Source organism: Citrobacter freundii complex sp. CFNIH9 (assembly GCF_002903305.1).
In the GTDB taxonomy this organism is placed as follows: Bacteria; Pseudomonadota; Gammaproteobacteria; order Enterobacterales; family Enterobacteriaceae; genus Citrobacter; species Citrobacter portucalensis.
In genome coordinates this window covers 264,590-277,534 of sequence record NZ_CP026242.1, presented here as the reverse complement: position 1 = coordinate 277,534, position 12,945 = coordinate 264,590, and the positions used below count along the sequence as shown (strand labels likewise).

Annotated in this window: 13 protein-coding genes; all 13 read right to left on the bottom strand. The window is 41.4% G+C overall.

Annotation, left to right across the window (positions count from 1 at the left end):
* Positions 1-43 precede the first annotated feature (43 nt).
* The gene (locus C2U43_RS28715; protein ID WP_015063142.1) at positions 44-313 is read right to left on the bottom strand and encodes a hypothetical protein; all 270 of its coding nucleotides are present in this window, start codon (positions 311-313) and stop codon (positions 44-46) included.
* 408 nt (positions 314-721) lie between these two features.
* Positions 722-1,678 carry a hypothetical protein gene (locus C2U43_RS28710; protein WP_022652178.1) on the bottom strand — a complete coding sequence of 319 codons (957 nt, stop codon included), beginning with the start codon at positions 1,676-1,678 and terminating at the stop codon, positions 722-724.
* A gap of 176 nt (positions 1,679-1,854) precedes the next feature.
* On the bottom strand, positions 1,855-2,790 hold the full coding sequence (locus C2U43_RS28705; protein ID WP_022652177.1) for a hypothetical protein: 936 nt from the start codon (positions 2,788-2,790) through the stop codon (positions 1,855-1,857).
* A gap of 73 nt (positions 2,791-2,863) precedes the next feature.
* The gene (locus C2U43_RS28700; protein WP_022652176.1) at positions 2,864-3,784 is read right to left on the bottom strand and encodes a hypothetical protein; all 921 of its coding nucleotides are present in this window, start codon (positions 3,782-3,784) and stop codon (positions 2,864-2,866) included.
* 77 nt (positions 3,785-3,861) lie between these two features.
* On the bottom strand, positions 3,862-4,797 hold the full coding sequence (locus C2U43_RS28695) for a hypothetical protein (RefSeq protein WP_015063138.1): 936 nt from the start codon (positions 4,795-4,797) through the stop codon (positions 3,862-3,864).
* Between the two features lie 67 nt (positions 4,798-4,864).
* Positions 4,865-5,743 (bottom strand): hypothetical protein, encoded by an 879-nt coding sequence (locus tag C2U43_RS28690; RefSeq protein ID WP_015063137.1) that lies wholly within the window; start codon positions 5,741-5,743, stop codon positions 4,865-4,867.
* A gap of 77 nt (positions 5,744-5,820) precedes the next feature.
* On the bottom strand, positions 5,821-6,345 hold the full coding sequence (locus tag C2U43_RS28685; RefSeq protein ID WP_022652175.1) for a hypothetical protein: 525 nt from the start codon (positions 6,343-6,345) through the stop codon (positions 5,821-5,823).
* 272 nt (positions 6,346-6,617) lie between these two features.
* A complete protein-coding gene (locus C2U43_RS28680; RefSeq protein WP_032610499.1) occupies positions 6,618-7,850 on the bottom strand; it encodes a DUF7146 domain-containing protein in 1,233 nt (410 codons plus the stop codon).
* A gap of 114 nt (positions 7,851-7,964) precedes the next feature.
* Positions 7,965-8,186: a hypothetical protein gene (locus C2U43_RS28675; RefSeq protein WP_015063134.1), complete on the bottom strand. Its 222-nt coding sequence runs from the start codon at positions 8,184-8,186 to the stop codon at positions 7,965-7,967.
* A gap of 70 nt (positions 8,187-8,256) precedes the next feature.
* Entirely contained in the window at positions 8,257-10,269 is a 2,013-nt protein-coding gene (locus tag C2U43_RS28670; RefSeq protein ID WP_022652174.1) for a vWA domain-containing protein, read from the bottom strand.
* Between the two features lie 77 nt (positions 10,270-10,346).
* Positions 10,347-11,474, bottom strand: coding sequence for a DUF3150 domain-containing protein (locus C2U43_RS28665; RefSeq protein ID WP_015063132.1), 1,128 nt, complete (start codon positions 11,472-11,474; stop codon positions 10,347-10,349).
* A gap of 71 nt (positions 11,475-11,545) precedes the next feature.
* A complete protein-coding gene (locus tag C2U43_RS28660) occupies positions 11,546-11,815 on the bottom strand; it encodes a hypothetical protein (RefSeq protein ID WP_032610391.1) in 270 nt (89 codons plus the stop codon).
* Between the two features lie 38 nt (positions 11,816-11,853).
* Positions 11,854-12,906 (bottom strand): ATP-binding protein, encoded by a 1,053-nt coding sequence (locus C2U43_RS28655; protein ID WP_022652173.1) that lies wholly within the window; start codon positions 12,904-12,906, stop codon positions 11,854-11,856.
* Between the last annotated feature and the right edge of the window lie 39 nt (positions 12,907-12,945).

Genomic DNA, 12,945 nt, shown 5'->3' with positions numbered 1-12,945 from the left:
TCTCGTATTGTTATAAAATCGGACGCCTGCCTTTATAAAGCCCTCAGCAATCGTGTCCCATACAGCCATAGACTTCGCTAAAATTGTCGCAACTGTCTGTTGTCACAAAGAGTTCCCCACGGCCTAAACGACGCTGTAGATCGGCCTTTACTTCAGCTGCCGGTTTGAGAAAAAGATACTCCAGCTGTGAGTCACTTCCCGAAGAAAGCAGCAACTCAATACTGAAATCAACATGCCGATAAGAGAACTGGCTTTGGTCGTGGGAAAAGACCGAGTTCACAGGGATATTGCTCAGACTTATGGTGGCAGGCATAGTCACTCCTTTGTTTTAAACAGTATACAAATCTCTATCGTTCCATTTTTCGGATAAGAGACCTATTTTCGCGAAACTAAAACAAAGTAAGTAAATTTTATTTATGCAGTCTCCAGCATGTAGACTGATTGCGGCCGGAAACGGAAACACGTGTCAAAAAATTGAAACTAACCGGAGCAGGAAAGGAAGCAGCAGAAAGAGTGTCATTTTGGATTGGAGTTGATGCGGAAGGTAACGGATGGTTTATGAAGAGCTGTGACCGGAGAGCAATGCAGTTAATCATATCGGTCAATGAGTACGTTGAAATATAGCGGATTAAAGAACAGATTTGAGGAATAAAAAAAGGCACGGATAACCGTGCCTTCTTGGGAGTATAAAAAACTGAAGATATAAAACTATCTTCAGCACTCATGCCGCAACGGAGACTTTAACCTCTGTAGCGGGGATGAGTTTACGTAATGTGGAGAATACTTCATAAATTAGATCCTGACGGTCATGGATTTTAACCCGGCCACCAGTCAATTCAGATACATTCACCCCTTGGTAAAGTTCATTAACGACTTCACCATCTTGATCAAGGACTCGAACATGAGCAACCATATGAAAGTAAGATTTTGCAGCATAACTTTCATAAATATCAATAATCGATTCATTATTACGACGTAAAACTACTTTGCCGGACGGCAGCGTTGTTTCATCCATATAACAATCGGTTAATTGATCGTCGAAATCGTCCTCTTGAAGTGAAATATGCAGACTCAGTTCGTCGGTAATTCGACGTGAATATGAATACTCACTAAATGTATAAGCGGCCATGCTTATATCACTGAAAGTGCGATAAGCATCATGAAGACCGGATGTTATTTCATCTGATACATAGTTGATAAGCCCAATAAAATGCGTATTCCAGAATTGTTCCAGTGCAAAACGGGCGATTAAAACCTGTCCATCAACTTCCATCAGTTTTTTGTATTCTTCACGATCATAGCCACCAGGTTGTGTGCTATCCGCAGAAAGACTTAGGATATCACAACAGACATCATCGTATTCAAAGCGGCTAGTCGCGTAGTGTTTACCAGAGATATCCAGATACTGACCGGAAACTTGGTCGAAGACCTCAAGGAAGTAAACCAGGCGCTTCTTGAGGGTATTAGCATCCAGTCCATCCAGTTGAGTAGCATTAAGCGTTTCCGCATAATGGTCCACAGACTGTCTTAATTCACTGGCTGATATACTGCAAGAAAAAGAAACCTCGTCGCCCTGGCAGTGAGAGACATTGATATGAATCTCTGTCTCATCAAAATCAATGCCAATGTCTGCCAGTACTGCACGAACGTAGTTTTGATTATCAGTATAATTAGTCATTTTCACTTCCTCAGGAAAATTGAAAGGAAGTGCCCCATAGGGGAGCAACTTCCCCAGTGGGTGGATAAAAATATGTTTTTCTAAATCATTCTATCCTGCCAGTTAAACAGGAAAGTGAACGCAATCATTTAGTCGAACAAAGTTACTTTTTACGATGAGGTGAGAATGAGGACCGGTTAAACACCGTCCCGAAACTCTTCAATCGCTTCATGGATCAACGCTGCTCTGTCACAGATTTGTACTCGGCCACAAGGTCCCACAGAAGAGAAGGTTCCGTGCGAGGATTCACACTTAACACTCCCATCACTGCCAGTGAAACGAACGTTCATCATAACCGGCACATCGTGTCCGGAACTTACGCAGGTATAAAGACGAATGAGTTTTTCATCATCGCAATACGCCCCCGTCGTGCCTTCAGACTCATTGAAACCAATGTAAAGATCAGGCATGCAAGCCGGGTATTCATCAGTGTTCAGCTCAAGATGCAACATCAGTTCATGATTTACACGACGGTGATATTGATATTGACCTAAACTATGAAATGAATTTTTAACAGACTTGATAACCTGAAGAGAATTAAATAGACACTCTGTTATTTTTTTCTCAAACTCATAGATAAAGTCGCCAAAATCAGAATGGAAAAATTGCTTCAGTGCATACCGGGCAATAAGAACTTTCCCGTCAACACTCATTCTATTCTGATAAATTTCCTTTCTGAGACCTTTCTGAAATTCATCATATTCAGGCAACGATTCTGAGGCCGCCAATATTGATGTTGCTATATCGAAAAATTTCATAGTGCTATGCGCATTATGATAACCACGAATTGTTATTTTCTGAAACCCAGACTTTTCATATACTTTAAAAAGGTATTTGATTTTATTCCGGAGAACTTCGGTTTCAGAATACGGCGCTTTATGTTTTATCAACTCTTCGATATATGAATCAAGATAGAATAACAAATCATCAGTCGCCACTTCTGCTTTGAATGAGAGTTGTTCAAAGAAATTAGACTTATCAAACAGTTTAATATCCTGTTGAATTACTGTCAGACCAAGTTGTTTTTTAAGCATGGCGCTAACAAAATTTATATCATCGTTTTCATTAAACATATCTACTTCCTCTTGAAAGAATAAAGGAAGCATCCCCTAAAGGGATTGAGCTTCCCTTAGGGTTATTTATTAATTACATGTAAAGCAGATCATCCGAATGCTCTGGAGCATACGAATTGATTTGCTTAAGCGAGTTATTTATAGCCTTTCTGTACAGCGATGAAGAATGCGATTGAACCATTTTGTACTCAGTGACGAGAAGAGGTGAAGTAAAGCAACCTAGATTCGCGTCGAGAGTTAAAGGGCCATCGTTGCAAGATTCAATAACAGCGTAAATGCGCCGCTTCATCACCCTACCCGACAGGTAACGATTAACATGGTTCAGGAACTTGTCAGCCCCAGAAATACTACTCACATCCCAGTTGGCAGAAATTATCTGGTCTGCAACTGAAACGGGTACCGGTTCAACTACTATCTGAGTATTGATTTGATGGTCAACACTGAAGAACCTGGTTAACACTTGTGGAACTGAACTTTCCGCAACCTTTTCTGTAACTGCGAAAATAAGCGGAAGAACCTGAGATAAGCGTGACCGTAACTGGCCATGAAGATGGCTGATGAAATTGTGACCGTTTTCAACCATACCAAGGATTAAATCCTTGTCTGCATTGCTGGAACGATAATAGACATAGTCCAGTTTTTCACGGTTCACACCTTCATTCAGCCAGTCTGGCTCAACATCAACAAGACGCAGGTGAGCTGCTGACACTGAAACCTCAAACTGCAAGGTTTCAAGAGTGACCGGCCCAGCCTTCAACAACGCAGCTCCTGAGCAATATTGTGCAACAGGATGGTTATCCACGTCAGGGCCCCATAAAGGCTCCCAGTCGCGCAGATAACGCATTAAATGCGGTTTTAAAGTCCGGACTGGAATATCAACCTTCACAACAAGACTCTGAATGACTCCGGTTTCCAGATTGACACTTTGGATCGCAGCACCTTCAAAACCCATCTTCACCAGCATCGCTTCAATTAATTTATAAATAGCTTTCATTTTATTGCCCTCGGTTAAGAGGGAATTCTCCCCAAGGGAAGAGTTCCCTCAGGGATTAGATAAGTTGAAAATAAGTTTTAATACCCGTAACGAATAGCGTGTTGTCTTTCTTGAAGGTAGGCTTCGTATTCATCTTTTCCGGATGCGAAGCACTCTTTAACAAAGACACCGCAAAACATTTTAAGATCATCTCTGGCATGCATTTCTTTATCTGACATGACTTTAGCATAATCAGACGTGTCGATATCCGCTAAGCGCCAACCGTACTTCATGTAAACACGATTACTGTGGGCAAAGCCTTTAAGATAGCGGCGTGCATTTTTGATGATCTGACGACTACCAGACATGTCGGATGACAAAAAGTCAGGTGCGATCATCGTTTCCAGAATATCAACTGGCAACCCCTTACAAAATATTTGAACATTATAACTATTGTAACAGTCATGATATTTAAAGTCCTTTATAAGACGGTCAGGTTGGTCAGTTGTTATCTTATTTAAAACATCAAGTGCTAAACGAATACCTTCCTTCATAGTTTCATGTAATTCTACATTCACAAATGAAAAGAAGGGACTCAGTCCTTCTTTGTACGTGAGATAGTCTTCACCAAAACGTCCATGTCGAGTTAAATGCAGCAATCGTTGCTTGTTATATTCACTATCAGTCACGTCGTAACTACCACCGCGCTGTAGAGTGAATCCTTCCTTGACAGTAACCGGGAATCTAATATGGTCAATAAAGAAAGACCGATTCTGCTTATTTTTCACTACATCTAACTGACGTTTAACACAATCCGTAATGTTCTGGTCTTCGAACCCAGGGAACGGGATATCTAAAAATATTGAACTGTATGCGTTAGCATACGAATGAAGAAAATCAAATGAAACATCGGCGTCACAGCGTATACCAGTAAATTTACCGTCACAACCAGTTAAGCAGATAACATTGCTGACCTTCACAGCGTGATTGCGTGACATCAGAAATGCATTAATGATTTTCTCGATAATTTTCATGTAATCCTCTCGTTATAAAAAGGGATTACGCCCATCAGGGGAGTAATCCCCAGATGGGTAGTGTTAATCAGAAATCAGAAAGACCTAAATCTTTATTTCGCCCTGATATCGTGGAAGATATAAGACGATTTACTCGTTTCTGTATACTGTATTCAGACGTCTCACTTATAAAAAGTGGTAATGACTTACCAAGAGACTGTCCATTTCGATAATAGTGACAGACTATATAACCATGTCTCCACCCTGTACTGATATAAGACTTAACACATTTGATAAAACCCGAAGCTGCCGCTTCTGTTCGTAAAGAGGTAAATGATTTCAGATACCGGTCCATTGAACATAGTGCAATAGCTTTAAGAGTTACCTCCAGCATTTCATTCCCGTACTTCACTCTCTTAATTAACTGATCTTCATTACGGTGCAAGAATGCATTCCGCAGTCCGGCAATCAGTATTAAAACTTCTCTGAGTAAAGTACAGAGTCTATTACGCACATATCTCATGAAGTCATCAAAATATAAAAGCCAGAAACAAGCAGCCTGGCTAATCAAGAGATCATGGGAACAAGCTAGCATCTTAGCCAGCTCGATATCTTCGGAACGAAGAGAAAAGTTACTTTCCTCAAACCGTTGTTGCTTTGAATTACACGTATAGAGTTCTATCCATACAGAGATAAATTCAAGCGATTCCATGTCTTCGCAGAGCAATTCAGCACTGCTGATACACTGCTGAAGTTCAAGGCCGATATCATACGATACCGGACAATCTTTCAGAGTCTCGACATAGTCAGGGACGAACCGCGATAAATGCGTTGTTTTCAGGTACAGGCTGAGATGCACTTGTGTCAAAGGATTTACAAGAGACTGTACAGGCATCTCAGTAATGGAAACCGGTACAACACCATCCTTTATCAGAACTGCATTGACAAGATCTGTAGCTAATTTCATAAGGCCTCCAGGTTAAATGCTGAGGGCCCCCCCGATGGGATTGGCCATCAGGGATGTAGTTAAAATATGTGATATGTTTATGCGCAAAGAGCTATGACATTGTCGATATAACTGACAAGAGATGGTCGCTCATCCTTTACTGCAAAATGACGAAGTCCATCCAGATTATATGCCGGTAGAAAATCGGCATAACCACGGGTACGAAGATCATCAACCACAAGTTTTAAATAATCAAATCTTCCAAGAGAACCTCTCAATGGGGGCCTTCCCGGTTTGGACAAAACTTCTAAAGCTTGTTGCCACGTGATATCTTCCGCTTTTCCTGTAGCAAGATTAAAATGCACATAAATGAATGCTTTATAATCTCCACGACAGGTAAGATAGTAATTCGGAAAAAAATATTTATCACAGCGTAACAAACATGTACCTGAAGGGCGAATTACATACAACAGGTTTTTGTCCTTATCTATTATGCTGTGTTTTAAAATCGTAAGGTCAACTTCACTATCATGAAGATAATAGCATGATGATGGTTGCTCAACGATACGAGATGAAATCACAGCAGCAAACTTATTAAATAAGTCTTGATTTTCAGTTTTCATAACAATGCTCTCTTATATTAAACGATGAGCATCACCCTAACGGTAATACTCCCGTCAGGGGTTTTGAGTTATATGGATATACCACGTCATACAACCGACCGTAGCCAGATGTACCGCACATTTATTTAACTGAGCAAGCATCTCAGCCGTAAAAAAAACCTGAATAACAGGTGATTTTCACGAAGGAAATCTAATTATCTGTTTAGTATTTATGAAATTAAACACTAAAGAGATAACCCCCCCGACCTAAAAAGGCGGGGGAGTTATCGGGTTTAAAGCTGAGCAAGACATTCAGGAGCCCATTTTACTGGGAAGCCATCAGGTCCTGTTAATTTCAATACTTCGTTCCAGTCGATTCCTTTCGTCCCTTCAGGAATATCGAAATCTGGTTCAAAGACTTTAATTGTCAGCTCTGAAGTGGGATATCGCTTTGCAAAAAACTCTTCCATTCGGGCCTGAAGTCGTATTGCTGACTCCATACCCGGGCAAGCGCCTCTTGAATTCACAACATCCTTATCCGCCCAGACGTAAAACTGTATTTCTTTCACATCCGGAGGAGGCAGTAGACTATCCGGCACTTCAACGTTTTCAAGACACCAGGCAGAGCTCGCAGCCCAACACGGTGTTGAAGTCGCTTCAGTTACTGACAGCGCGTTTTCTATGCCTTCAGCCACACCTAACGTCCAGGTACGGGTACCTGAGTTGTAGTGTGGGTCGTACAGCTGAATTGAGCCGCCGGTCATATCGGCAGGCGGTTTCATCATCAGTTTCGGATTCTCTACCCGAGCCTTATCACCATTTTTCTCTACGAACGTTCTATGGATTGTCAGAGGACGTCCCCGTGTATCACGATAAATTGCGATCATTCCCGGGTAAGTTGACGGTTTCTCTAGTGACTTATCCATATAGTAAAGTCGGTTGTTCAGACCAAGATCCTTAGGCAGATTACTCAGAATTCGTTTAAGACCACGATTTCGGAGATACATGCCCACAGGACTCCCTGGCTTGATTTCACCTGTATAGTGATATAACACTTCAAGTTTACGCAGCCGTTTTTCAACTTCATCGCTATCAAGCGTTTCGGTTGCACGAACTGTTGATTTATAACGCCGTTCACTTTCGAGATCCGCATCAGTTAACGGAGCGTACAGATCCATACCAAAGAAATCAGTCAAGATCTTCTTACAAGTCTGGGTTTTGCTCAACTTGTAATACTCTGCCAGCACATCAATACCGTCACAAAATGCATTCACAGGGAAATCATTGTGAATAGCACAACCGGTATAGAGGTCTTTTTTTCGGAAACGGAACTTTGATTTCCCGTCCCCGGTGAAGGGGCAAGGAACCTGGCTAGGTGCTTTATCACAAGCATCTTTAAATGCCGGTATTCTATCGAATACATAGCGCCAGCCAGAGGCTTCCGCAACACGAGCGTGAACCATTTTAATAAAGTGCTCAGATACTTCATGTGGTGTACGCTTAACAGCCGGTGATGCATAAGTCATTTTGTTCTCTCTTATCTGGCATTGTGGGTTTCTCAATGCCCTCTGCGATGCAGAAAACAGGGAGAAACCCACAACGCAGAATCTAAGAATAAGGGCCATAATGGCCCTTAACAATTACGCTTCAGACTTGAAGCCATTATTTTCAAGACGCTGGATAAAACCATCAACCATTGATGTTGCCATTTTTACATTACCCTCCGGTATAGATACATCCCGGAGAATTACTTCTTTTGGCAATTCACTTTTGACAACTTCACCCATGCGACCAAAAATACGGACACGATGCATCATCCCGACTTTTTCATACTCGACACGGTAAGTCTTTATCTGAGTCATATATTGCTCCTTAATCCTTCAGGGAGCAAAACGACCCAACCGGGCGTCATTTTGCCCCGATTGGGTAGAGTTAATTAGATAGAATTTGATGTACTAATTTACTGACCACATTCGGCAGTAAAGAAATATCATCAACATTTACGAAGGTGCCCTCATCAAAACCAATTAACTCATCAGTTTTAATGCCTACACCAGCGATTTCAATACCGTTACTTTCAGCTACCGTAAGAACATCACTAATGGTGTAATCAGACTCTGTCGGATAACCATCAGTAATAAGGAAAACAATTTTCCTGTCAAACTGGCTTTCAAGTAACAATTCTACAGCAGCCATTAAGGCGGAACCCGTTGGGGTATTATTCCCTTTACAGCCGAGTGAAAATTTTGAAAGCGTCTCTTCCGCGTTTTCATCAAACGTTTTGATAACTTCAAAGTCTTTGTCGACAAACGGATAAATCACATTAGCAACGTGCATTTTTGAATTAGCTTCAATCGCCAAAGTTAATGCAAGGTCAGTCTTAATTGCGTGGATATAACGGTGATCCAGAATCATAGAACCTGAAATATCACGAACAATAACCAAGCCGACGTGGCCCCGGTTTTTAGATTCGCTTTGCGACCGGAATACATCCCTCACACCCATCGGAGACTGGATCAATCGATTAATGTCGAATGACAAGCCTCTATCACGGGTTTTAAATTGACCACGCATTTTTACCTGCTGTAAAACAGATAAGTCTGCCCCAAGAGTCTGACTGATATTTAATGCTTCATTGTAGACATTCAGATCAATAAGCAAATCTGGAAGATCCCACTCATTTGCACCAAATTCAGCTTTAACCTCATCCGACACACTGGCAGCAATTACGGAGATTTCATTTGCAAGAGCCTCATGAAAATCTTCACTTTCCTCATCGCTGTTAAGAAAATCATCCAGCAATTTGGCAAGGATACTCCACTGCTCAGGAGAAAAGTTACTTTCCCCATCGGAAGGATTTCCATTGGAACTGTCGATTTGGGAAGGAGTTCCGTCAGCATCATACGAGTCAGGGTTAGCCGATTCATCGGTTTCGGGCTCTCCATCAGGTTCACCGTTACCGCTCTCAGCACTTTCTTCATCCCCTTTAGATTGCTCTGACGGCTCATTATCTTCCATAGGTGCTTTACCATTACCAGCATCATCGTCTTGCTCTTCGGAATCTCCATCCCCTTCACCCTGGTTGTCACCATTGGTTTCGGAATCAGGTTCATTCTCAGAGCCAGATGAATTGTCTGTGTCGTTTTGCGGGTCTTTATTCTGATCCTCTTCTTGCTGTTTCTCTTTGGCTTCATCCCGTAAACGCTCTAAAAGAGCCAAGGTTTTACGCGCCAGAGAATCGCAATTTTGCGTACTTTTGCAACTTAGAGCCTGATGAATAATCTCATCAACTTCTAAAATTACAGGCTCAAGGATTTTCTTTGCATAATCGAAAAATGGATCAAGCGTTTCTTTATGCCCTTCTTGCTGGAGAACGTTAACCCGCAATGTATTAAGCAGGAACATTTCAATAAACTGAACAGGGTTTTGAGGGCTTGAAGAAACATCAACCGTCATTCGCCCAGCTTCAACCATCAAGGCATAACTTACCGCGAGGCGCTTTTTTGCCTCCTGATAGTTAATACCCGTTTTCTCTTCCATCTGGACATCATCAAAGAGATTAATAAGTCCATGTAGACGGTAAGCCCTGGCATATGCGATTTTCTTTTGTTTAAGGGTTTGAAATTCAGCGTTCAGCTTATCATCTATACTGATGAAGCCATCTGCATTAATCAGTTCCCCAACAAAAGCTTCACGGTATACTTCATGTTCTGTATAGCGACCGTGTCCAGCTTCATGACATATAAACCCTTCAATTAGCTTGACGAATTTCTCATCGCTATAATCACCATTAGGTAATACACAAACGTTCTTTTCGCTGTTGAAATAAGGTGTATGTACCTTATTGTCTATTACAACATTAAGACCACTTATACCGCTTATCACGCTGGCTATATTCGTCAGGCGTTGAATATGGCGGGGTGAAGATTTCAAATCAAATTTCATTTGAGTACCTTTAATTAATAAAGGGTACTCACCCAGATGGTGAAGTACCCATCTGGGGTTATTTTTACAAGACTAAATCACCAGCCGTTCAGTTCGAGTTCGCTGTTAAAAGCACTATTACTACCACTGGCCTGAAGGGAAACATCTTCTTCAGGGACAACAGCAGACAAAGGTGCAGTTACTGCGTTTTTCTCAACTTCTTCAAGCGGATCTTCTCTGAACACATTTGCTGAAGAAAAAACATCATCCTCAAAAGCATTCTGAGAGTTAGCCGTATTATCCTGTGAATCAATATTGAATGACCGGGTAATGGAATCCAGCCAATCTGTTACTTTCTGCTCACCAGAAATAATACGTTTCAGCATTGACGCATCACTCATGAAATAGAACCATTGCTTTAACACCGCAACATCACGGGGAGAAGAAATGGCGCCTTTGGGTAAATTATTCATGACGTGCTTGATAGCTTCTGCAAGAACAACCGCCTCTTTATGAATGAACATAAAGCTAATGATTTTATCTTGCATCTGTTTTAATCGGTCAATCGTGCTGGAACGCAAATTATCATTTTTACTGATTTTTGCATAAACCTTCATAGCTTCATCGGCCAAATCGATTATCAGTTGTTCCTGATAAAAGTCCTGTGTTTCATCCCCCTCCACACTAATCGGTGAAAACGGAATGAAATGCGCCAGATTAAACCGGAATGATTTAATAAAATCATCTTTCGTTAATTTCAACTGGTCGATTAAATCTGACATCAACGGACTGCGATCTTTCTCAGCCTGAATATGAGTGTCATAGTTATCAACCACATTCTGGATACCGGCTTGAAATTCACGTTCAATTTCTTGTGCCTCTTCCAGAAACTCCTCCATTCTTTCGACAGGCAAAATCCACATATTGCTATAGCGGATACACAACCGTGAACAGAGTGTTGAAATTCGACTAGTGATAGTGCTTTTGAAACTCAGTGCCTTTATGTCTATCCAGCGAACTTCACTTTTAGACACGCTCTTCTGGTCCGTTATATCATCGCCGCCATAGGACAGTTCGATTTTATCGGTACGCCGAGAGCCCTGACAACCACTGATTTCGATTTTTGTTATAACAGCACCTTCCAACAAATCAGGATGTGCTTTTACAAAGTTATCACAGATTTGCTTAGCGGAAACTTTATTAAGTTTAGAAGTATTGAAAGTCATAGGTTTTCTCCAGATTAAAAAAATGGGAAAACCTCCCTGTCGGGAAAGATTTCCCGATAGGGTTAAGATTATTACTTCTCAAGTGTTGTTAAAAGAATTCCAGGAAATTCACTCTCGACAGACGTCGATTGAATACTTCCTTGATACATGAATCCTTTTGATTCAAGGCCCTTAATCATGGCTTCCATATCTTTGTCACAATCTTGATAACAAATAAATGAATAGTCATTATTGTGCTGCTTAAGACCTATATATTGATTTCCTTCCTGTGCAATCGCGAAAGTTTCATCCCCGTCTGCACTCAAAAAACCGTAAAACGAAAGATGAGCAAAGTCTGTCACAAGGCATTCAGCCTTCTGATAACTCGTCCCATCTATAACTACTTTTTTGCAGTGTAATACTCCATTGTACGGTTCTTATCGTCACCGAGTTTTAAATCGATGGCTTCCAGCACCATACCACTGGCATGTGCAGGCAGAGCCGACGCAAAAGCAATTTTAAACGTATCCAGTAAGGACATGGTCTTTAACGTCATCGACGTTCCAACCCATGCCACAAGCTGACGAATATCCATTACACTGTCTTCAGTTCCTATGTTGTTTACTGCAACGGCTACCGAAACGAATTTTTCAATTACCAGCATAGGCAGGCTATTGTAGCGTTTAAGCAAAACGTTGGTTAATGCAACCTCTGAAGGCCTTTCCATCTCCACAATCAGGAAGCGTTTAATAAACGCTGCATCCTGCCGCTGTGATGAAACGAACTTACGAGATCCCCCACTCATGTTTGTGTTTGCTGTACCCATAAACCGCGTAAACTTATTGGCATTAACCACTTCGCCACCGTTGGCGGCTAGTGACCAGGGCTTACGCTCTATAGGCATATGCAGCTTCGCGGCGGTATCAGGGTCAATCTTGTCCACTTCATCCAGAAGAATGAGGTGGCCTTCCTGAAACGCCGTTACAAGCTCGCTGGGCACAAAACTGGTGTTTCCGTTAATGAGACTACGCTCACCTTCAAGTTCATCAGCACGAATATTACTGTTGATTTGCTTTATGGTTAGCGGCCAATTCAGCATATGGCTAATGTACATTGCCATTTCAGTCTTACCAGAACCAGACTCCCCTTTCAGGCATACACTTAAATCTATATCGTTACTTACGAGCAATTGTACTACTTGCTCAAGTATACGAGCATTCGGTATATAATCCTTATTCAGGTTTGCACGATGTGGAGATAAACGTTTAAATACTGGAACTATCATATCCTCGGACATTTCAGGAATACCAAACAAATCTTTGGCCTTAACCAGGTAATATTGTTCCTTATTCGCATATGCTTTTGTAGATATAACATTTGCGGGTAACAGATTACCAATATTTTCTTCCAGTAATGAATTTTCGGTTTCTAATATAGTTGCGGCGTTAGTCATTTTTAAAACTCCGGTAAAATGCAAACACCGCCCGCTGGC

Coding starts and splice junctions, on each gene's coding strand:
- C2U43_RS28715 (WP_015063142.1), bottom strand. CDS start 313: ATGCCTGCCACCATAAGTCTGAGCAATATCCCTGTGAACTCGGTCTTT.
- C2U43_RS28710 (WP_022652178.1), bottom strand. CDS start 1,678: ATGACTAATTATACTGATAATCAAAACTACGTTCGTGCAGTACTGGCA.
- C2U43_RS28705 (WP_022652177.1), bottom strand. CDS start 2,790: ATGTTTAATGAAAACGATGATATAAATTTTGTTAGCGCCATGCTTAAA.
- C2U43_RS28700 (WP_022652176.1), bottom strand. CDS start 3,784: ATGAAAGCTATTTATAAATTAATTGAAGCGATGCTGGTGAAGATGGGT.
- C2U43_RS28695 (WP_015063138.1), bottom strand. CDS start 4,797: ATGAAAATTATCGAGAAAATCATTAATGCATTTCTGATGTCACGCAAT.
- C2U43_RS28690 (WP_015063137.1), bottom strand. CDS start 5,743: ATGAAATTAGCTACAGATCTTGTCAATGCAGTTCTGATAAAGGATGGT.
- C2U43_RS28685 (WP_022652175.1), bottom strand. CDS start 6,345: ATGAAAACTGAAAATCAAGACTTATTTAATAAGTTTGCTGCTGTGATT.
- C2U43_RS28680 (WP_032610499.1), bottom strand. CDS start 7,850: ATGACTTATGCATCACCGGCTGTTAAGCGTACACCACATGAAGTATCT.
- C2U43_RS28675 (WP_015063134.1), bottom strand. CDS start 8,186: ATGACTCAGATAAAGACTTACCGTGTCGAGTATGAAAAAGTCGGGATG.
- C2U43_RS28670 (WP_022652174.1), bottom strand. CDS start 10,269: ATGAAATTTGATTTGAAATCTTCACCCCGCCATATTCAACGCCTGACG.
- C2U43_RS28665 (WP_015063132.1), bottom strand. CDS start 11,474: ATGACTTTCAATACTTCTAAACTTAATAAAGTTTCCGCTAAGCAAATC.
- C2U43_RS28655 (WP_022652173.1), bottom strand. CDS start 12,906: ATGACTAACGCCGCAACTATATTAGAAACCGAAAATTCATTACTGGAA.